This window comes from Streptomyces anulatus, from assembly GCF_014650675.1.
Lineage (GTDB): Bacteria > Actinomycetota > Actinomycetes > Streptomycetales > Streptomycetaceae > Streptomyces > Streptomyces anulatus.
Genome location: NZ_BMVK01000001.1, coordinates 532,878 through 551,076, shown reverse-complemented (window position 1 = coordinate 551,076; position 18,199 = coordinate 532,878). Strand labels below are relative to the sequence as shown.

Genomic DNA, 18,199 nt, shown 5'->3' with positions numbered 1-18,199 from the left:
AGCCCTTGTGTGGGGTCCGCCCGCCCGCGCAGTACCCCCGTACCCCTTCCGGCCGGGGCGAAGCGGAATGCGTCCGCCGGGCCTCCTCCGCCTACAATTCGGCGGTGAACGTCACCCTCCCCACCGCACAGTCCCTGCGCGCGGCGCTGGCCGGGCTGCTCGACGGGCTGCCGCCCAAGCAGGCCGCGCAGGCCGTCGACCGGCTGATCGCCAGCTACCGGGGGGAGACCCCGACGAACGCCCCGATCCTGCGGGACCGCTCCGACGTCGCCGCGTACGCCGCGTACCGGATGCCCGCCACCTTCGAAGCCGTACGGTCCGCCCTCGACGCCCTGGCCGAGGCCGCGCCCGACTGGACGCCCGCCACCCACACCGACGTCGGGGGCGGCACGGGCGCGGCGACCTGGGCGGTGGCCGGGGTCTGGGAGGGCCCGGCCACGACCGTCCTGGACTGGGCCGAACCGGCCCTCGCGCTCGGCCGTGAACTGGCCGAGGCGTCCGGGGTCCCGGGGCTCCGCGACGCGCGCTGGGAGAAGGCCCGGATCGGAGCGGCGCTGGAGCTGGCCCCGGTGGACCTGGTCACCGTCAGCTATGTGCTCAAGGAGCTGACCGCCGGGGCCAGGACCGAACTGGTCGACGCGGCGGCGGCGGCCGGGCAGGCGGTGGTGATCGTGGAGCCCGGCACCCCCGACGGATACGCCCGGATCATCGAGGCCCGCGACCGGCTGATCGCCGCCGGGCTGAGTGTCGCGGCCCCCTGCCCGCACAGCGACGCGTGCCCGATCACCCCCGGGGCCGACTGGTGCCACTTCTCGGCCCGGGTCAGCCGCTCCTCGCTGCACCGGCAGGTCAAGGGCGGCTCGCTGAGCCACGAGGACGAGAAGTTCAGCTACGTCGTCGCCACCCGCTTCCCCACCGCCCCGGCGCCCGCCCGAATCACCCGCAGGCCGCAGATCCGCAAGGGCCAGGTGCTGCTGGAGCTGTGCACCCGCGACGACGGCCTGGCCCGCACCACGGTGACCAAGCGCCACGGCGAGCTGTACCGGGCGGCCAGGGACGTCGCCTGGGGCGCGCCCTGGCCGCCGGAGAGCACGGACTGACGACCGTCTCTAGACCCGCAGCTCCTGGGTGCAGCACTTCACGCTGCCGCCGCCCTTGAGCAGCTCGCCCAGGTCCATCGGAATCGGCTCGAACCCCCGGTCCCGCAGCGGGTCCAGGAGCCCCGTCGCCGCCTGCGGCAGCAGGACGTGACGCCCGTCGCCGACCGAGTTGAGGCCGAACGCCGCCGCGTCCGCCTCCCGGGCGAGCAGCGCGTCCGGGAACAGCCGGCGCAGCACCGCCCGGCTGCCGGGGGAGAAGGCGTCCGGGTAGTACATGATCTCGTCGGCCGCCGCGTCCAGCACGCACAGCGCGGTGTCCAGGTGGTAGTAGCGCGGATCCACCAGATCGAGCCCGATGACCGGCAGCCCGAAGAACTCCTGGGCCTCCATGTGCGAGAGCGGACTGGAGCGGAAGCCGCGCCCGGCCAGCAGGTACGAGGCGGTGACGGCGAAGTCCCCCTCGCCCTCGTTGACGTGCTCCGGCTCGTGGACCTCGGTGAAGCCGTGCTCCCGGAACCAGTCCCGGTGGGCCCCGGCCTCCTCGTACCGCTCCCGGTACGCGAACAGCGCGCCGAGCACCCGGCCGCCGATCACCGTGGCGCCGTTGGCGGCGAAGACCATGTCGGGCAGGTCGGGACGGGGGGTGAGCAGTTCGACGGTGTGGCCGAGGGCGCGGTAGCGGTCGCGCAGGTCCTCCCACTGGGTCTGGGCCAGCGGCAGGTCGACGGGTTTGGACGGGTCCATCCACGGGTTGATGGAGTAGGTGACCCGGAAGTGCGCCGGGGCGCACATCAGGTAGCGACGAGGGGTGGCGTCACGGTTCAACTCTGGCTCCTCGCGAACGGCGGCCGGGGCCGCGGAACGGTGGGATGCGCACGGTCTGTGCGTGAGCCCATGGTGCGCCGTGCGCGCCGGATCCGCAGTGATCCGATCGGGTGGTTCACCGGACCGCCCCGTCCCGGCCACCGTCCGGATGCCCCGCCCCCTTGATAGCGCTGCAAGACGATACGTATCGGCTTGTCCGGCGTAGATTGGGCGTATGGCATCCACCAAGGCACCCGACTCCAGCCGCCGCAGCGACCGCTCCCGCCGCGCGATCCACGACGCCGCCCTCGCCCTCGTCGGAGAGGTGGGCTACCGGCGCACGACGATCGAGGGTATCGCCGCCCGCGCCGGGGTCGGCAAGCAGACCATCTACCGCTGGTGGCCCTCCAAGGCCGCCGTGCTGATGGAGGCCTTCCTCGACCTGGCGGGCCGGGCCGCCGAGGAGGCCGGACCGCAGTCCGGCGACACCGCGCAGGGCATCCCTGACACCGGCGACCTGACCGCCGACCTCAAGCTCGTCCTGCGGGCCACCGTCGACGAGCTGAACGACCCGGCGCTGGCGGTCCCCACCCGCGCGCTGACCGCCGAGGGCATCGTCGACGCGAAGCTGGGCGCCGAATTCGTCACGAAGCTGCTCGAACCGCAGCTCGCGTTGTACGTCACACGCCTGCGGGCCGCCCAGGAGGCCGGGGACCTGCGCGCCGACGCCGACCCCCGGATCGCCCTGGAGCTGCTCATCGGCCCGCTGATGCACCGCTGGCTGCTGCGGACCCTGCCGCTCACCCATGCGTACGCCGACGCGATCGTCGACTACGCCCTCGGCGGGCTCACCCCGCGACCCTGACCCGAGAGCCCGGCGGCGGACCTCGGGTCCCCACCGGCAATGGGCTGAGACGTCCGGTATGGGGTGACATCGGGCGTGATGGTGCTCACTCGGTGCAGTGGTACACGGCCCCGCTGGTGAACTCTGGCCACCCGAACCGCAGGATGGTGCGACGATGGACAGGCAACGCTGAGGTGAACTGCTGAGGTGAGGGGATAGATGGGCGCCGATTCCGGCCGTTTCCGCGGCACAGAGAGCAGGATCTCCCAGTGGCTGCGGCGACGTCCCAAAGCACCGGGGGCCGAGGCCGACGAGTCGGCCAGGGTCGCGCTGCTCCTGGCGGTCGCCGACGCGGGCATGCCCATCGCCCCCGCCGCCCACCCCCTCGGATACCGATGTTCGTGCGAACGCATCGGCTGTCCCACCCCCGCCCGGCATCCCATCTCCTTCGCCTGGCAGACGCAGTCGACCACGGACCGCGCCCAGATCGAGCGCTGGGCCGGCAGCCAGCCGCTGGCCAACTTCATCACCGCGACCGGCATGATCCACGACGTGCTGGACGTCCCGCTCACCGCGGGCCGCAGCGCCCTGGAGCGTCTTCTCGACGCGGGTATCGACGTCGGCCCGGTCGCCCAGTCCGGCGAGGACCGGATGCTCTTCTTCACCGCCACCCGCGGCACCCCCGAGGACGAGGACGAGTGGTGGCCCTGCGAGCTGGACTGCCACCCCGAGACCATGGACGCCCACCCGGGCCTGCGCTGGCACTGCCGGGGCAGCTACGTCCTCCTGCCGCCCGCCCGGCTCCCCGGTGAGCTCGACGTCCACTGGGTACGCGGCCCCGAGCACGAGCTGCCCGACCCGCTGACCCTGCTGGAGACGCTCACCGACGCCTGCGCCCGGTACGCGGGCAGTGCCGAGCAGAGCGAACTGGATCACGACTCGATCGCCTGGCCGCTGAGCCGCTGAGCCGTCGTCCGGTTGTCCGACGACGCCCGGCCGGGCGTCGTCGGACAACCGGTGGCGCGGCGCCCCGCGCCGCTACTCGCCCTTCGCCGCGACCAGGCCGGGCAGCCGGTTCAGCATCCGCACCTTGCCGCCGGATCCGGAGCCCGACTCGGAGCCGGCCGCCGCCTCGCGCGGCGGAACGTGCACCAGCTGGCTGGAGACCCGCTCCTTGGTGAGGCTGCTGTTCACCTCGCCGGTGAGCAGCGCCTTCACGTCCGCGTTGACCTCGGGCCGCAGCCCCTTCGCCGCGGTCTGCCGCTCGAAGTGCTTGCTGCTGAAGAAGACCAGCGCCCCGCCGTCCTCGGTGCGCAGTCCGAGCGGTGCGAACGCCGCACTCGTCAGCGGCTGGTCGACGTACTGGTACGAGAACCCCGCCCGCCGGGTGGTGCGGCGCGTCTCGCGCCAGCCCGAAGTCGCCGTGGAGGGCGTGAACACATCCGGGGCGCCGCTCTGCAGATAGCCGGCGTACGAGGCGCTCAGCTCCGCGGGCGCCACGGCCAGGCTGTCGTCCCCGGGCTTCACCGGGGTGGCGAACCCGTCCTCGTCCAGGGTGAACTCCGGTACCTGGGACGGCGGGACGACCGCGAGATACGACGCCTTCCACAGGGCGTCGGGGCCCGACCGTACGAACACCACCAGCCAGCGGGTGTCCAGCTTCCCGCCGTCCTGGTCACGGTTGGAGTCGGTGTCCGCGAGGAACCAGCGCGGCCAGCCCGCCTTCTTGGGGATGATGTACGTCGCGTCGTCCAGCACCAGCGGCTTGTGCGCCTTGTTGCCTTCGGGGTTGTACGTCTGCCGCGCCTTCAGCCCGGCCTGGTTGATCGCGCCGAGCGAACCCGTCACCCGGTCCGCGTCCAGCGCCGGATCGAACGCCTTGTCCGCCGCGTTGTAGGCGTCGGTGAAGTCCTTGAGCGCCTGCGCGGCCTCCGGCTTCTTCGCCCCGGGCAGCACTTCCAGCTCCCCGTGCACCGTCACACAGCCGCTCGCCGTCACGCACAGCACCGTCGCCGTCGCGAGCCCCGCCGTCAGCCGGCCCAGCCCAGGGTGTCTCGTCATCCGTTGCTTCTGCGCCTTCTGAATCCGTCGCCCGCACTGACCGTCGAAACCCTACCGGGGCGGCGGACGGCGTGCGGGCGGGGACCGGATACAGCGTCCACACCGTGACCTGGCGGCGGAAGCCGCCTCAGGCCCGGCGCACCGGCACGATCAGCGGCCTGCCCGTACGGGGATGGGGGAAGACCTCCACCGGCTGCCGGTAGACCTCACCGAGCAGCTCGCCGCTGAACACCTCGTCCGGCGGACCCAGTTCCGCGATCCGCCCCTCGTGCAGGACGGCCGCCCGGTCCGCGTACGCCGCGGCGAGGCCGAGGTCGTGCAGCACGACCACCACCGCGTCCCCGGCGGCGGCACGGTCCCGGCAGATCCGCAGCACCAGCTCCTGGTGGCGCAGGTCCAGCGCGGCGGTCGGCTCGTCGAGCAGCATCAGCGGCGCCCGCTGCGCCAGTACCCGGGCCAGCGCCACCCGGGCCTTCTCGCCGCCCGACAACGCCGAGAACGGCCGGCCCGCGAACCGGGTCACCTCGGTCGCCGCCATCGCCGCGGCCACCGCCGCGTCGTCCTCGTCCTCCCGCTCCGTACCGGCCCAGGGCGCCCGCCCCATCCGTACGACGTCCTCCACCGGGAACGGGAAGGACAGCGCGGCGGACTGCGGCAGCACCGAGCGGCGCAGCGCCAGTTCGGGCGCGGACCACGCGGCGGCCGGACGCCCGTCGATCCGCACCTCGCCGCTCCCGGCGGGCAGATCGGCGGCCAGCGCCGCCAGCAGCGTCGACTTGCCCGCGCCGTTCGGCCCGACCAGCGCGACCACCTCGCCCGCGTGCGCGGTCAGACCGACGGAGTCCAGAACCTGCCGCTGCCCGAGCCGGACCGAAAGGCCGACCGCCTCGACGGCGGGGGACCCGGGGGCGACGGGCGACGGCAGCTCCCGGGTGCGTACCGCGAACAGGTCTCTCAGCGTCCTCATGCCCAACCACCTTGCTTACGACGGGTCCTGCGCAGCAGCCAGAAGAAGAACGGGCTGCCGAAGAGCGCGGTCAGCACCCCGAGCGGCAGCTCGGCGGGGGCCGCCACCGTACGGGCCGCGAGGTCGCCCGCCACCAGGACCAGGGCGCCGCCGAGCGCGGAGCCCGGGACGAGGAAACGGTGGCCGGGGCCGTTCGCCATCCGCAGCAGATGCGGCACGAGCAGCCCGACGAAGGAGATGATCCCGGCGACGGCGACCGCGGCGGCCGTCAGCAGCGCCACCACCAGCACCAGCACGATCCGCAGCCGCTCCACGTCCACGCCCAGGTGCCGGGCGGGCCGCTCGCCGAGGGCCAGCAGGTCCAGCTTGCGGGCGTAGAACGGGGCGATGAGGAGACCCGCGAGCGCGCACGGCAGCACGGCGAGCACCTTGGGCCAGGTCGCCTGGGAGAGCGAACCGAGCTGCCAGAAGGTGATCTGGGTGATCTGAGCGTTGTCCGCGAAGAAGATGAAGAGTCCGATCAGCGCGCCCGCGAACGCGTTGACGGCGATACCGGTGAGGATCAGCGTCACCACTTCGGTCCGGCCGCCGGACCGCGAGAGCGTGTAGACGAGCAGCACCGTGACCAGGCCCGCGACGAACGCGCAGACGGTGATGGTCCAGTTGCCGAAGAAGCTCAGGCCGAGCGCGATCGAGGCGACCGCGCCCACGGCCGCGCCCGCCGAGATGCCGATCACGCCGGGCTCGGCGAGCGGGTTCCCGAACACGCCCTGCATCAGGGCGCCCGCACAGCCGAGGGAGGCCCCGACGAGCAGGGCGAGGACGACCCGGGGGAGCCGCACGTTCCACAGGACGCTCTCACCCACCCGGTCCAACTCCTGGCCGCCGAGCCCGATCCGGTGCTGCACGGAGGACAGGACGTCGCCGAGCGGGATGGAGTACGCGCCGATCGCCGCGGACAGCAGACAGCCGACGAGCAGAGCGAGGGAGAGCGCCGCGGTGAGCACGAACGCCCTGCTCCGGGGGGACCGGGGAGCGACCGCGTCCGCTTCTTCGCCCGGGGACTTCTCCACGGTCCCGGTGCGTTCCTCGTACGAGGTGGTCACTGGCCCGTGCCGCCCTTCGCGTACAGCTGCTCGACGATCTCGGTGAGCACCCGGTCGGTGCGCGGCCCGTAGTTGAGCAGCACCCCGTCGTCGATCGAGACGACCCGGCGGTCCATCCCGGCCGGGGTCTCCGCGATGCCGGGGATCTTCACCAGGCCGTCCATGCCGTCCACCGACGCGAGCCCCTTGCTCATCACGAGGATCGCGTCCGGCGCGGCCTTGGCGAGGGCCTCGCTGGTGATGGCGGTGAAGTCCTTGTCCAGGCCCGACTCCTTGCCCGCGTCGACCGCGCCCGCCGCCTCCAGCAGCGAACTGGCCCCGGACTCCGCGCCGCCCAGCAGATAGACGGAGGCCGAGCCGCGCAGGTAGAGGAAGGCGACCCGGGGCTTCTCGCCGTCCGCGTGGTCCGGGATCGACTTCTGGACGGCGGCGATCCGGGACTCCGTGCGCTCCTTGAGCTCCGTTCCGGCGGACGGTACGCCGAGGGCCTCGGCGACGGTGTCGATACGGCGGCCGACGTCGGCGAGCTCCTTGGCGGGCTCGACGACGAGCAGCGGGATGCCCGCGTCGCGGATCTGGTCGATCGCCTCGGCCGGCCCGGTGGTGGTGTCGGCGAGGACGATCGTCGGCTTCAGCGAGAGCACGCTCTCCGCCGATACGTCGTGGGCACGGGTCACCACCGGGAGCTTCTCGGCCTGTTCGAAGGTGGCGGTGATGTCCCGGGCGACCACCTGCTTCCCGAAGCCGAGGGTGAAGACGATCTCGCTCAGCGACCCGGTCAGCGGCACGATCCGGTCGGTGGAGTCGATGGTGACCTTCGCGCCGTCCGCCGAGTCGACCGTCACCGGCAGCTTCGGCGCGGGCGGGGCGGCCAGCGGCTCGACCCGGTCGGCGTCGGCGGCGCTCCCGGCGGACTTCGGCGCGGAGCCGCCGCCTCCGCCCCCGCCGCAGCCGGTCAGGACCAGGGCGAAGGCCACGGCGGCGGTGAGGGCGGCGGCCGCCCTGCCCCTGGCCGGACGGCGGGCACGCATCCGTCCGGCGTCCGGGCCCTCGAAGCCCTCGGGGCTCCTCGTGGCGAAGGCCTGCGAGATGTGCACGGGGCACCGTCCTGTCGTTCTGCGGCGTGCGGTCGGCCGTTCGCCGGTAGCGGCGTGACCGGAGGGGGTTCCGGCCAGGGCTGGGAATACCTTAGGTTAGCCTTACCTGAGTATCCAGTCCTCGGAGGGGCCCCATGCTGTCGTCCAGATCCGCCCGCGCGCTCGCCGTCGCGCTCCTCGCGGTACTGCTGGGGGCCCTGCTCCCCGCCGCCACCGCGCAAGCGGCAAGCCGTACGGTGCAGGGCGGCCGACTGGACTGGGGCATCAAGTCCTCCTTCCAGAGCTACGTCACCGGCCCCATCGCGAGCGGCAGTTGGAGCCTCACCGGCGGCGCGGCCACGGTCGGCGGCAGCCAGTTCCGCTTCCACTCGGCGACCGGCTCCTACGACCCGGACACCGGAGCGTTCAACTCCGGCTTCTCCGGCGGCGTGCACTTCACCGGCCATCGGAAGCCCGACGGCAGCAACGAACTGGACCTCACGATCAGCCGCCCCACCGTCCGGATCAGCGGCGGCAGCGGCACGCTCTACGCGGACATGGTCAGCAAGGAGCGGGGGACCGGGAAGGTCTCCAACCGCTCCCAGGTGCCGCTGGCCTCGCTCGGCCTCGGCGGGATCGACATGAAGGGCGGTTCCACCCCCATCGCCCTCACCGACGTCCCCGCGACGCTGACCTCCCAGGGCGCCTCCGCCTTCGCCGGCTACTACACCGCGGGCACCCCGCTCGACCCGATCAGCCTCTCCGTCGACACCCGGGGCGCGGCCGCCGAGCCGAAGCCGTCCGCCCCGGACGAGAAGAAGGACGAGGGCGGGAAGAAGGACGAGGAGAAGGCGGCGAAGAAGGAGAAGGCGGGCCGCTTCGAGGACGCCGCCGTCGACTGGGGCGTACGCCGCACCTTCCGCGAGTACGTCACCGGCTCCATCGGCCAGGGCAAGTGGACGCTCGCCGACGGCGCCCAGGACGGCGGAGCGCTGTTCCGCTTCCCGCAGGGCAAGGGGACGTACGACGCGAAGAAGCAGACGCTGGACGCGGACTTCAGCGGCAGCATCCGCTTCACCGGCGCCCACGACCTCGACCTGAAGTTCGCCGGCGTCACCGTCGCCGTCGCCAAGGGCGAGGGCACCCTGTCGGCGGACGTCACGAGCGAGGGCGCCACCCGCGAGGACGTGCCCCTCATCACCTTCCCCGCGAAGGACCTCGCGCCGAAGGAGGGTCTCGCCGTCCTCACCGAGGTCCCCGCCACCCTCACCGCCGACGGCGCCAAGGCGTTCGGCTCCATGTACAAGGCGGGTACCGCGATGGACCCGGTCTCGCTCGCCGTGGCCGTCGACGAGAAGGCCCGACTGCCCGCGCTGCCGGACCTCGGCAGCGAGCCGACAGCGGCCGCCGAGCCCACGAAGAAGGCAGTCGAGGAGCCCTCCGCCGCACCGGCGGCCGCCTCCTCCGACTCCGGCCCGGGCGCCGGCACCTGGGCGGCCGTCGGCGGCGGAGTGCTGCTGCTCGTCGCGGCCGGGGCCTTCTTCGGTCTGCGCCGTCGCGGGGCCCCACAGGGTGCCGACGCCACCACGGGCTCCGACGCCCCCAAGACCTCCTGACCCGGCACCCATGAGCGCCTTATGGGTCGTCACCCCCTCCCCCCGCGCCTCTCTTCCCCCTCCCCCCGTTCCGCAAGGAGACCCACCGACATGGCAGCAAACCGCCGCCCCATAACTCTCGCCGCGGCCGTCGCCACGGCCGCCGTCCTGGGCGCGACCTTCGCCCTTCCAGCCCTCGCCGCCGACGACTCCTCCGAGGCCGCGCCCGCCGCGGCCCCGAAGCTGGAACTGGTGGACGGCACGTTGGACTGGGGCATTCACGCGAACTTCCGCAAGTACGTGATCGGTCCCATCGCCCACGGCAAGATCACGGTCACGGACGGCGCCCAGCAGGCCGCCGGCAACGGTGTGTTCACCTTCACCGGCGGCACGGGCACCTACGACACCGGGACGCACGAATCACGGACCGCCTTCAAGGGCGGCGTCCGGTTCGAGGGCCACGAGGGCGTCCTCGACGTCAAGCTGAGCGACATCAAGACCGGCACGGGCCGTCAGACCGGCACCATCACCGCCGACTTCACCAGCAAGAAGATGGACGGCACCGTCGTCACCAAGAACGACGCCCCGATCGCCGATCTGGACATGACCAAGGCCGAGCGGGGCGGCGGCGCGGGCGGCGCGATGGTCTTCTCCGACATCCCCGCCAAGCTGACCGCCGACGGCGTGGACGCCTTCGGCGGCTTCTACGCGGAGGGCTCCGCGCTCGACGCGGCGACCCTGACGGTCAAGACCGCCGCGCCCGACCCGGACCCGTCGAAGGACCCGAGCAAGGACCCGAGCGACGACCCGTCCAAGGAGCCCTCCAAGGACCCGAGCAAGGAGCCTTCCAAGGACCCGAGCAAGGAGCCCTCCGAGGAGCCGACGACCGGCCCGACGCCGTCCGCCTCCGAGACCGCCGCGCCCGTCAGCGGCCCGGTCGTCGACGGCACCCTGAACTGGGGCGTCAAGGAGAAGTTCCGCTCCTACGTCGTCGGTCCGATCGCGCGCGGAAAGGTCGAGACGAGCGGCGGCGCGACCACCGCAGGCGACGTCTACCGCTTCAGCAGGGCCACCGGTCATCTCGACGCCGACAAGAACACGCTGAACGCCGCGTTCCAGGGCCAGGTGCGCTTCCTCGGCCACGAGAAGGACGGCGCGTACGAGCTCGACCTCTCCCTCAGCAACCTGAAGGTCGACGTCAAGGGCACCTCCGGCAAGCTCGTCGCCGACGTCTCCACCAAGGCGCTCCCGACCGGGACGAACCCGAACCCGAAGGTCGACAAGTTGACCGGCGTGGACCTCGCCGACCTGAAGGTGCCCGCGGGCGCGCTCGCCGCCAAGGGCGGCATCGTGAACCTCAAGGACATCCCGGTGACGCTCACCGAGGGCGGCGCCAAGGCGTTCGGCGGCTTCTACAAGAAGGGCGAGCAGCTCGACGCCCTCAACGCCGTGGTCTCCCTCGACAAGGACGCCCAGCTTCCGGGCGGCTCCACCGGTGGCTCCGGTTCCACCGGCGGTTCGGGCTCCACCGGCGGTTCCACGGCGGGCGGTTCGACCACCGGCGGCGGTGGCACGGTCGGCGGCGGCTCCACCGGCGGCACGGTCGGCGGCTCCGGCGCCCTGGCCGCCACCGGCTCCGACGTCCCGACCGGCGCCCTGATCGCCGCCTCCGGTGTCGTCGTCGCGGCCGGCGCGGGCGTCGTGATCGCGGCGCGCCGCCGTCGCGACGCCACCGCCTGATCCACCCCGCACCACCCGCACTGCCCGGGGCCGTACCGGAAGCTCACCACTTCCCGGTACGGCCCCGCTGCCGTACCCCGCCGGTTCCCGTCCCGCCGCCCGGCAGTGCTTGAATGCCCACGTGAGCGACTACGACGTACCCCGGGGCATCGACGTCCTGCGGGTGTTCTGCGGACCCGACGGCCGGCACGGCAACGCGCTGGGCGTCGTACGCGACGGAAGCAGCCACCCCGACGAGGCCTCCCGGCAACTGCTGGCCCGGCGTCTCGGCTTCAGCGAGACCGTGTTCGTCGACGATCCGGAGCGCGGGCGGGTGGACATCCACACCCCGGGGCTCCGGCTGCCGTTCGCCGGACACCCGCTCGTGGGCACCGCCTGGCTGCTGGACCTGGAGGTCCTGGAACTGGCGGTCGGGGACGTGTTCGCGCGCCAGGACGGGGAGTTCACCTGGATCACCGCCCGCCCCGAGTGGGTCCCGCCGCGCACGCTCCAGCAGTACGCGAGCGCCGCCGAGGTCGAGGCGCTGGAGGGCCCACCGCCCGGTGAGGGGTGGCTCTACGTCTGGGCCTGGGAGGACGAGGCGGCCGGGCGGGTGCGCGCACGGGCCTTCCCGAGGCGCGGGGACGCGATCGTCGAGGACGAGGCGACGGGCGCGGCGGCCCTGCTGCTCAGCGCGCGGCTCGGCCGGGCCCTGAACATCACGCAGGGACGCGGCTCCCAGATCCTCACCGCACCCGCGCCGGACGGCACGGTGGAGGTCGGGGGCCGCGTCCTGATGGCCGTCCGGGGCTGACCCCGGACGGCCCGTCCGCATCTCCTGGGCTACTGGATCGCGGCGCCGAACGCCTTGCCGACGGCCGGGAGGCCGTCCTTGCCCGGCTCATAGCTGGTCACGGGCGCGACCGCGCCGCCGGTGACGTTGGACCACGGCATCAGGTGCGCGGCGCCACGGGCGCCGGGACCGTTGGGCGTGCCGATGTACAGGTGCGTGGCGGTGGCGGTGATGCTGGTGCCGAGCAGCTGGTTGGCGCCCGGGACACCCGGCAGGCCGGGAGCGGCGCCGGGAACGATCCAGCGGTCGGTGAGACCCGGAGCACCGAGCAGCGAGAACGTCTGGACGGCGCCGGAGTCCACGACCGTGCCCTCGTTCTCCCCCGGGATACCGACGGCCAGCAGCATGGACGTGGTCGAACCGACGTTCCGGGGGGAGGTGTTGACGACGGTGACCTGCTCGCCGAACCGGTCGCCCGCCTCGGCTGCCCCGGTGACGTCGGTCTTCTCCTGCTGGATGTCCTGGAGTTCGCTGACCGCACCGCCCGCGGTGACGCGCAGGGTGACCACGCGGCCCGCGGCCGTCTTGTCGACGCCCTCGACCTCGATGCCCTCGCCCGGCGAACCGACGGCGATGATCGAGTCGCCGTCCGTTGCGGCGCCCGCGGGCCGGTAGGAGGCCATGGACAGCGCCTTGCCGAAGAGGTCGCCCGCCTCGGACCCACCGCTGATGCCGTCGGTGTCCTGGTGGAGCGACTTCACCGGCGTCGGGACCTTGTTGGCGTTCAGGTCGTGCTTGAGGATCTGCATGCCGCCGGTGTCCGCGACGGTTCCGATGGCCTCGTTCGGGATGCCGATCGCGAGGTGGTTCGGCGAACCCGCGACGGAGTAGCCGAACTGGTCACCGGCCTCCGCCTCGCCGCCGATGTCGTCCTTGCCCTGGTTGACCGAGACGCTGGTGGTGCCCCGTACGTAGAACGCGTTGCCCGCGTCCACGATGGGTTCCAGGTCCTCGCCGGGCGCACCGATCAGGATGTACGGGTCACCGGCGGCGGTGTTCCCGGCAGCGAGCGAGAAGCCCAGGTAGTCCTTGGCCTCGGAGGCCGAGGAGGCGAACGCACCGGTGCCGGCGCCCTGCTCGAACGTCGTTCCGCCGCGGCCCTTGCCCAGGCCCGCGGGGGAGCCGTACACGACCTGGACCAGGCCCGCGTCGGCGACGTTGCCGATGTCCTCGTTGGGCGTGCCGACCACCAGGTCGGTGTAGCCGTCGGCGTTGAAGTCGACCGGAGCCAGCGCGGCGCCGAAGCCGTCCTTGGCCTCCGGCCCGCCGCCGACGCCCGGTCCGCCCTGGATCACCTCGGACGGGGCGACCCCGTTGCCGTATACGACACGGACGAGACCGGCCTCGGCCGCGGTGCCCACCGCCGCCTTCGGGTCGGCGACGGCGACGTCGCGGTGGCCGTCGCCGTTGTAGTCGACGAACTCCGGCGCGGTCACGGTCTCCGTGAGCCACCCCTGGAGGTCGTCCACACGGCTCTCCACCGCGCCGGTACGGGTCTCCGCGGCGTCGGTGCCGAAGCAACCACCCTGCCAGGAGCGGCTGTTCACACCGACGAGGGCGACGGAGCCGCCCTGCTCGCGGAAGACGGAGCCGCCGGTGTCGCCGGCGCACACGGCCGCGCCGTCCACCCCGGTGATGTTCACGGTGGTGGCGTCCGACCCGTCGACCGTGAAGCGGCCCTGGTGCATCTTGATCGGGGCCCACTCGTCGGCGGTCCGGCCGAAGCCGGTGCCGGTGAGGGTCTCGCCCGGGGCGGGCGCGGTCGTGGCGAGGGCGGCCGGGGCGATGGTGGTGACCGGCTTGGACAGCCGGGCCAGCACCAGGTCACGGTCGGCGCGGGGCACGAGCCGGACCACCGTGCGGACCTGTCCCGCGGTGGTGGTGCTGTCGGTACGGCCGATGACGGCCGTGGTGGCGTCCTTCGGCGCGCCCGGCAGGAGCTGCTGGGGGGCGGCCGGGTTGTCCGCGAAGCAACTGGCCGCCGTCAGCAGCCAGTCACGGTCGACGAGCGTGGCGGAGCACGCGCGCTTTCCGTCGCCTATGTCGAGCCGCGCGGTGAACGCGTAGGCGTTGTCGGCGGAGGGGGTTCCCACCACGGCGTGTGCCGCGGGAGCCAGAAAGGTGCCTGAGACGAGGGCGGCTGCCAGCAGCCCGCTCGTCACAGCCGCACGGGGGCGGAGGTGAAGCACGGTGGATTTCCTGTCGGTAGACGGATATGAACCGGCGGAGGGAAATCCCTTTCAGGCATGACATCCGTACATATCCGGGCCCCCCGCCCGAATGTCATGTGAATATGCGGTGAAGACGCCTCCGGAATCTACCCGCAGGTTGTTGGAGCGTCAAACACCTTGTGTCGAACCGGCATTCCTCATTTCGTGCGCGAAGAAGAGGAAGAGGAAAAAGCGTGCGGCTCCACCGGAATCCGGTGGAGCCGCACGCTTACGGGCGCATTCGCCCGCGCTCGGTCACGCGCTGAGCGGGAAGACCTCGCCCAGTTCGCGGAAGACCGCGGTATTCAGTGCGAAGGCCCGCTTGCACTCCTCGATGATGCGCTGCTTCTCCAGGTCGTCCGCGTTCACCGCGTCCAGCAGCTCGCGGTAACCCCGCTTGAACGCGGCCGGGTTGGTGATCTCCTCGAAGACGTAGAAGCGCACGCCGTCGCCCTTGCGCTCGAAGCCCCAGGTCTTCTCCGCCTTGTCGCGGATGATCTGACCGCCCGAGAGGTCGCCGAGGTAGCGCGTGTAGTGGTGGGCGATGTAGCCGGCGGGCCAGGTGCGTGCGCACTCCGCGACCCGGGCCGCGTACGCGGCGGTGGCGGGCAGCGGCTCGACGCCCTCGCGCCAGTCGGCCCCGCGCAGGTGCGCCAGGTCGCGCTCCAGCTCGGTGGAGCGCATCAGCTCCGGCTGTATGAACGGGCCGGCGACCGGGTCGTCGCGCAGGGCCTCCGCGCCCTCCTCCAGCGCCCGGTACACGAACCACAGTTGCTCGGTGTAGCGCGTGTAGGCGTCCACTCCCAGCCGCCCGCCGAGCAGGTCACTCATGAAGGTCGAGGTCTCGGCCTCGGTGTGCTGCTCGTGCGACGCGGTGCGGATGAGCGTCGAGAAGGGAGTGACGGTGGCGGTTGCGTCCAAGGCGGGCCTCCGGGGACCGAGGGGACGGGAAGTCCAGAAAGAGACGGATATATCGGCAGTGACCGCCGCAACGGTGCGGCGGCGCGTGCCGATACGCCCGATCCTCCTACTTAGGTTTACCTAAGTCAACTGGTTCCCGACTGCCTGTCGGTAAAAGACTACGCTCAGGGGGAGTGAAGGGTGCTGTTATGTGAGCTTTGGGGTGATTTACGGGAGGGTGAGGATCTCCGCTCCGGTCTCCGTGACCACCAGCGTGTGCTCGAACTGGGCCGTCCGCTTCCGGTCCTTCGTCACCACGGTCCAGCCGTCCTCCCACAGGTCGTACTCGTGGGTGCCCAGCGTCAGCATCGGCTCGATGGTGAACGTCATCCCCGGCTGCATCACCGTGGTGGCGTGCGGGCTGTCGTAGTGCGGGATGATCAGGCCGGAGTGGAACGAGGAGTTGATCCCGTGCCCGGTGAAGTCGCGGACGACCCCGTAGCCGAACCGCTTCGCGTACGACTCGATGACCCGGCCGATCACATTGATCTGGCGCCCGGGCCTGACCGCCTTGATGGCGCGGTTCAGCGACTCCCGGGTGCGCTCGACCAGCAGCCGCGACTCCTCGTCCACGTCGCCGCAGAGGTAGGTGGCGTTGTTGTCGCCGTGCACCCCGTTGATGTACGCGGTGACGTCCAGGTTCACGATGTCGCCGTCGCGCAGCACGGTGGAGTCGGGGATGCCGTGGCAGATGACCTCGTTGAGCGAGGTGCACAGCGATTTCGGGAAGCCCCGGTAGCCGAGCGTGGAGGGGTACGCGCCGTGATCGACCATGAAGTCGTGGGCGACCCGGTCGAGCTCGTCCGTGGTGACCCCCGGGGCGATGTGCTTGGCGGCCTCCTCCATCGCCTGCGCGGCGATGCGGCCCGCGATGCGCATCCGCTCCACGGTGTCGGAGTCCTGGACCTCCGGGCCGGTGTACGGCGTCGGGGCCGGCTTCCCCACGTACTCGGGACGCCGGATGTTTCCGGGTACGGAACGGACGGGAGTGATCTCCCCTGGTACGAGAAGCGACTGGCCAGACATGCCAGCGAGTCTAACCAGCGGCCCCGGGGCACCATGGCGATAAGGAAAGGAGCCGTCGATGGCCCTGTTCAAGAAGCGCACGGTAGGCAAACCGGGCGAATGGTACTACTGCCTGGAGCACAAGAAGGTCGAGGAGGGCCCGGAGTGCCCGGCGCAGAACCGGTTCGGCCCCTACACCTCCCGCGAGGCGGCACAGCACGCGATGGACACGGCGCGCGACCGGAACCTGGAGTGGGACACCGACCCCAAATGGCACGACGAGGACAAGGGCAAGGGCAACCCCGGCCCGTCCGGGGGCAACCCGAGCCCGTCCGGCGATTGAGGACGGTCTTTCCCCGCGGGACCCGCCCGGGGGCACATCAAGCCCGTCCGGCGATTGAGGACATCTTTTCCAGCCCCTCCGGCGCTTGAGGAGCGGGGACGGGGGCGGAGCCCCGGGAGCCCGGCACCGGCCGGGCGCACGGCTCACGCCTCCGCCCGCGCCTCCCGCCTCCGCACCGCGTCCTCATCCGTCTCGGAGTCGTACCGCACCAGCTTCGGCAGCGCGGCGGTCAACAGCACCACCGACGCCACGCACGCCACCCCGCCCGTCCAGATCGCCGACCGGGTCCCCGTCCAGCCCGCCATCGCCCCGGCCCGCACCTGGCCCAGCTGCGGACCGACGCTGTACGAGAGCACCTCGATGCCCGCCAGCCGGCCCCGCAGCTCCTCCGGGATCGTCTGGTTCCAGATGGTCGCGCGCCCCAGCCCGCTCAGCATGTCGCCCGCCCCCGCCACGGCCAGACAGACCAGCACCACCCACACGCTGGAGAACCAGCCCGCCGCGGCGATGGCAAGCCCCCACGCCGCCGCGCCGAACACCACGAACAGCCCGTGTCTGCGCACCCGGCTCGTCCAGCCGCTGGTCAGCCCCAGTGCCAGCGAGCCGACCGAGCCCGCCGCGTACATCAGGCCCAGCGACCACTCCGCGTCCAGGTCGTCCGCCAGGAACGGGAAGATCGTGTTCGGGAAGGCGAAGAACATCGCCGCCAGGTCGATCGCGTACGTCCCCAACAGCACCGGCCGGCTCCAGGCGTACCGCGCCCCCTCGACGATCCCGCGCAGCGACGGCTTCTGCGCGTCCCGCGCCGGCGGTGCGGGGGAGAGCCGCAGACAGAGCACGACGGAGGCGGCGAACGTGCACACCGTCACCCCGTACGCCGTGCCGTGACCGGCGTACGCCACCACCAGACCGGCCAGCGCCGGGCCCGCGATGGCCCCGATCTGCCAGCGCAGCGAGTTCAGCGCGGCCGCCGCCGTCTGCTGGGCGTGCGGCACGATCCGGGCCATCAGGGAGTCCAGCGCGGGCCGCTGGAGCCCGGCGAGCGCGGACACCCCGCCGGCCACCACGTACAGCGGCCACAGCAGCGGCTCCGGGAGCAGGGCGTTCACCAGCAGGATCGCGGCGAGCACCCCGAGCCCCGCCTCGGTGAGCAGGATGACCCGGCGGCGGTCCACCGAGTCCGCGAGCGCCCCGCCGTACAGCCCGAAGACCACCAGCGGCACCAGCTCCACCGCGCCCATCGCCCCGACCGCGAGCGGGGAGCCCGTGAGGTCCTTGATCTGGAGCGGCAGCGCGATGAGCGCCATGAAGCTGCCGAAGTACGTGATCAGGCCCTGGACCCACAGCAGCCGGAAGTCCGCCGAGGAACGCCACGGCGAGAGGTCCGGCAGCAGGGCGCGGAACCGGGCCGACAGCGGTGAGGAGGGTGCGGGGGAGGGCGGGGGCGAGGGAGGCGCTGAGGTCACGAAGGGCCATGATCCGTACTGCCGGGCGTTTCGGGCAAGCCGATATTCCGTGACGCCCGCCGGGCCGGGCGAACGGGTCCGCCGACGTCC

16 protein-coding genes are annotated in these 18,199 nt (G+C 72.3%); 7 read left to right on the top strand and 9 right to left on the bottom strand.

The features are described from left to right. The first annotated feature begins 104 nt into the window (after positions 1-104). The gene (locus IE272_RS02430) at positions 105-1,100 is read left to right on the top strand and encodes a small ribosomal subunit Rsm22 family protein (protein WP_057662289.1); all 996 of its coding nucleotides are present in this window, start codon (positions 105-107) and stop codon (positions 1,098-1,100) included. A 9-nt stretch (positions 1,101-1,109) separates the two neighbouring features. On the opposite strand, the gene ddaH is transcribed toward IE272_RS02430, so the two are convergent. Then, a complete protein-coding gene (gene ddaH, locus IE272_RS02425; protein ID WP_373304156.1) occupies positions 1,110-2,027 on the bottom strand; it encodes a dimethylargininase in 918 nt (305 codons plus the stop codon). Positions 2,028-2,139: 112 nt separating this feature from the next. On the opposite strand from ddaH, the gene IE272_RS02420 reads away from it, so the two are divergent. Beyond that, positions 2,140-2,769 carry a TetR/AcrR family transcriptional regulator gene (locus IE272_RS02420; protein WP_050357924.1) on the top strand — a complete coding sequence of 210 codons (630 nt, stop codon included), beginning with the start codon at positions 2,140-2,142 and terminating at the stop codon, positions 2,767-2,769. Positions 2,770-2,967: 198 nt separating this feature from the next. Continuing rightward, positions 2,968-3,714, top strand: a complete 747-nt coding sequence (locus IE272_RS02415) for a bifunctional DNA primase/polymerase (protein WP_050357925.1) — start codon at positions 2,968-2,970, stop codon at positions 3,712-3,714. A gap of 72 nt (positions 3,715-3,786) precedes the next feature. On the opposite strand, the gene IE272_RS02410 is transcribed toward IE272_RS02415, so the two are convergent. The 4 genes from IE272_RS02410 to IE272_RS02395 all read right to left on the bottom strand — a co-directional run bounded on the left by IE272_RS02410 (position 3,787) and on the right by IE272_RS02395 (position 7,979). Further along, positions 3,787-4,809 (bottom strand): SCO2278 family lipoprotein, encoded by a 1,023-nt coding sequence (locus tag IE272_RS02410; RefSeq protein ID WP_190006141.1) that lies wholly within the window; start codon positions 4,807-4,809, stop codon positions 3,787-3,789. A gap of 127 nt (positions 4,810-4,936) precedes the next feature. Next, entirely contained in the window at positions 4,937-5,776 is an 840-nt protein-coding gene (locus IE272_RS02405; RefSeq protein ID WP_056706580.1) for a heme ABC transporter ATP-binding protein, read from the bottom strand. Next, the gene (locus IE272_RS02400) at positions 5,773-6,882 is read right to left on the bottom strand and encodes a FecCD family ABC transporter permease (RefSeq protein WP_056706578.1); all 1,110 of its coding nucleotides are present in this window, start codon (positions 6,880-6,882) and stop codon (positions 5,773-5,775) included. The genes IE272_RS02405 and IE272_RS02400 overlap by 4 nt, the downstream gene beginning before the upstream one ends. Further along, a complete protein-coding gene (locus IE272_RS02395) occupies positions 6,879-7,979 on the bottom strand; it encodes a heme/hemin ABC transporter substrate-binding protein (protein ID WP_190006140.1) in 1,101 nt (366 codons plus the stop codon). The genes IE272_RS02400 and IE272_RS02395 overlap by 4 nt, the downstream gene beginning before the upstream one ends. 134 nt (positions 7,980-8,113) lie before the next feature. Between IE272_RS02395 and IE272_RS02390 the strand changes: the two genes are divergently transcribed. The 3 genes from IE272_RS02390 to IE272_RS02380 all read left to right on the top strand — a co-directional run bounded on the left by IE272_RS02390 (position 8,114) and on the right by IE272_RS02380 (position 12,086). Further along, positions 8,114-9,574: an HtaA domain-containing protein gene (locus IE272_RS02390; protein WP_190006139.1), complete on the top strand. Its 1,461-nt coding sequence runs from the start codon at positions 8,114-8,116 to the stop codon at positions 9,572-9,574. Between the two features lie 90 nt (positions 9,575-9,664). Next, positions 9,665-11,293, top strand: coding sequence for an HtaA domain-containing protein (locus tag IE272_RS02385; RefSeq protein WP_190006138.1), 1,629 nt, complete (start codon positions 9,665-9,667; stop codon positions 11,291-11,293). 121 nt (positions 11,294-11,414) lie between these two features. Further along, the gene (locus tag IE272_RS02380; protein ID WP_056706569.1) at positions 11,415-12,086 is read left to right on the top strand and encodes a PhzF family phenazine biosynthesis protein; all 672 of its coding nucleotides are present in this window, start codon (positions 11,415-11,417) and stop codon (positions 12,084-12,086) included. A 29-nt stretch (positions 12,087-12,115) separates the two neighbouring features. Here the strand turns inward: IE272_RS02380 and IE272_RS02375 are convergent, their stop codons facing one another. The 3 genes from IE272_RS02375 to map all read right to left on the bottom strand — a co-directional run bounded on the left by IE272_RS02375 (position 12,116) and on the right by map (position 16,321). Beyond that, the gene (locus tag IE272_RS02375; protein ID WP_229897185.1) at positions 12,116-14,314 is read right to left on the bottom strand and encodes a trypsin-like serine protease; all 2,199 of its coding nucleotides are present in this window, start codon (positions 14,312-14,314) and stop codon (positions 12,116-12,118) included. A gap of 276 nt (positions 14,315-14,590) precedes the next feature. Beyond that, positions 14,591-15,256: a biliverdin-producing heme oxygenase gene (locus IE272_RS02370; protein WP_050357933.1), complete on the bottom strand. Its 666-nt coding sequence runs from the start codon at positions 15,254-15,256 to the stop codon at positions 14,591-14,593. A 207-nt stretch (positions 15,257-15,463) separates the two neighbouring features. Further along, complete coding sequence (gene map, locus IE272_RS02365) at positions 15,464-16,321, bottom strand: type I methionyl aminopeptidase (protein WP_032794249.1); 858 nt, start codon at positions 16,319-16,321, stop codon at positions 15,464-15,466. Between the two features lie 58 nt (positions 16,322-16,379). Between map and IE272_RS02360 the strand changes: the two genes are divergently transcribed. Further along, the gene (locus IE272_RS02360; protein ID WP_050357934.1) at positions 16,380-16,643 is read left to right on the top strand and encodes a hypothetical protein; all 264 of its coding nucleotides are present in this window, start codon (positions 16,380-16,382) and stop codon (positions 16,641-16,643) included. Positions 16,644-16,786: 143 nt separating this feature from the next. On the opposite strand, the gene IE272_RS02355 is transcribed toward IE272_RS02360, so the two are convergent. After that, positions 16,787-18,109, bottom strand: coding sequence for an MFS transporter (locus tag IE272_RS02355; protein WP_229897184.1), 1,323 nt, complete (start codon positions 18,107-18,109; stop codon positions 16,787-16,789). Positions 18,110-18,199: the final 90 nt, after the last annotated feature.

What these genes read in the sequence shown, in the direction of transcription:
- IE272_RS02415 (WP_050357925.1), top strand. Translation starts at nt 2,968, where the DNA reads ATGGGCGCCGATTCCGGCCGTTTCCGCGGCACAGAGAGCAGGATCTCC.
- IE272_RS02360 (WP_050357934.1), top strand. Translation starts at nt 16,380, where the DNA reads ATGGCCCTGTTCAAGAAGCGCACGGTAGGCAAACCGGGCGAATGGTAC.
- IE272_RS02405 (WP_056706580.1), bottom strand. Translation starts at nt 5,776, where the DNA reads ATGAGGACGCTGAGAGACCTGTTCGCGGTACGCACCCGGGAGCTGCCG.
- IE272_RS02385 (WP_190006138.1), top strand. Translation starts at nt 9,665, where the DNA reads ATGGCAGCAAACCGCCGCCCCATAACTCTCGCCGCGGCCGTCGCCACG.
- IE272_RS02420 (WP_050357924.1), top strand. Translation starts at nt 2,140, where the DNA reads ATGGCATCCACCAAGGCACCCGACTCCAGCCGCCGCAGCGACCGCTCC.
- IE272_RS02390 (WP_190006139.1), top strand. Translation starts at nt 8,114, where the DNA reads ATGCTGTCGTCCAGATCCGCCCGCGCGCTCGCCGTCGCGCTCCTCGCG.
- map (WP_032794249.1), bottom strand. Translation starts at nt 16,321, where the DNA reads ATGTCTGGCCAGTCGCTTCTCGTACCAGGGGAGATCACTCCCGTCCGT.
- IE272_RS02410 (WP_190006141.1), bottom strand. Translation starts at nt 4,809, where the DNA reads ATGACGAGACACCCTGGGCTGGGCCGGCTGACGGCGGGGCTCGCGACG.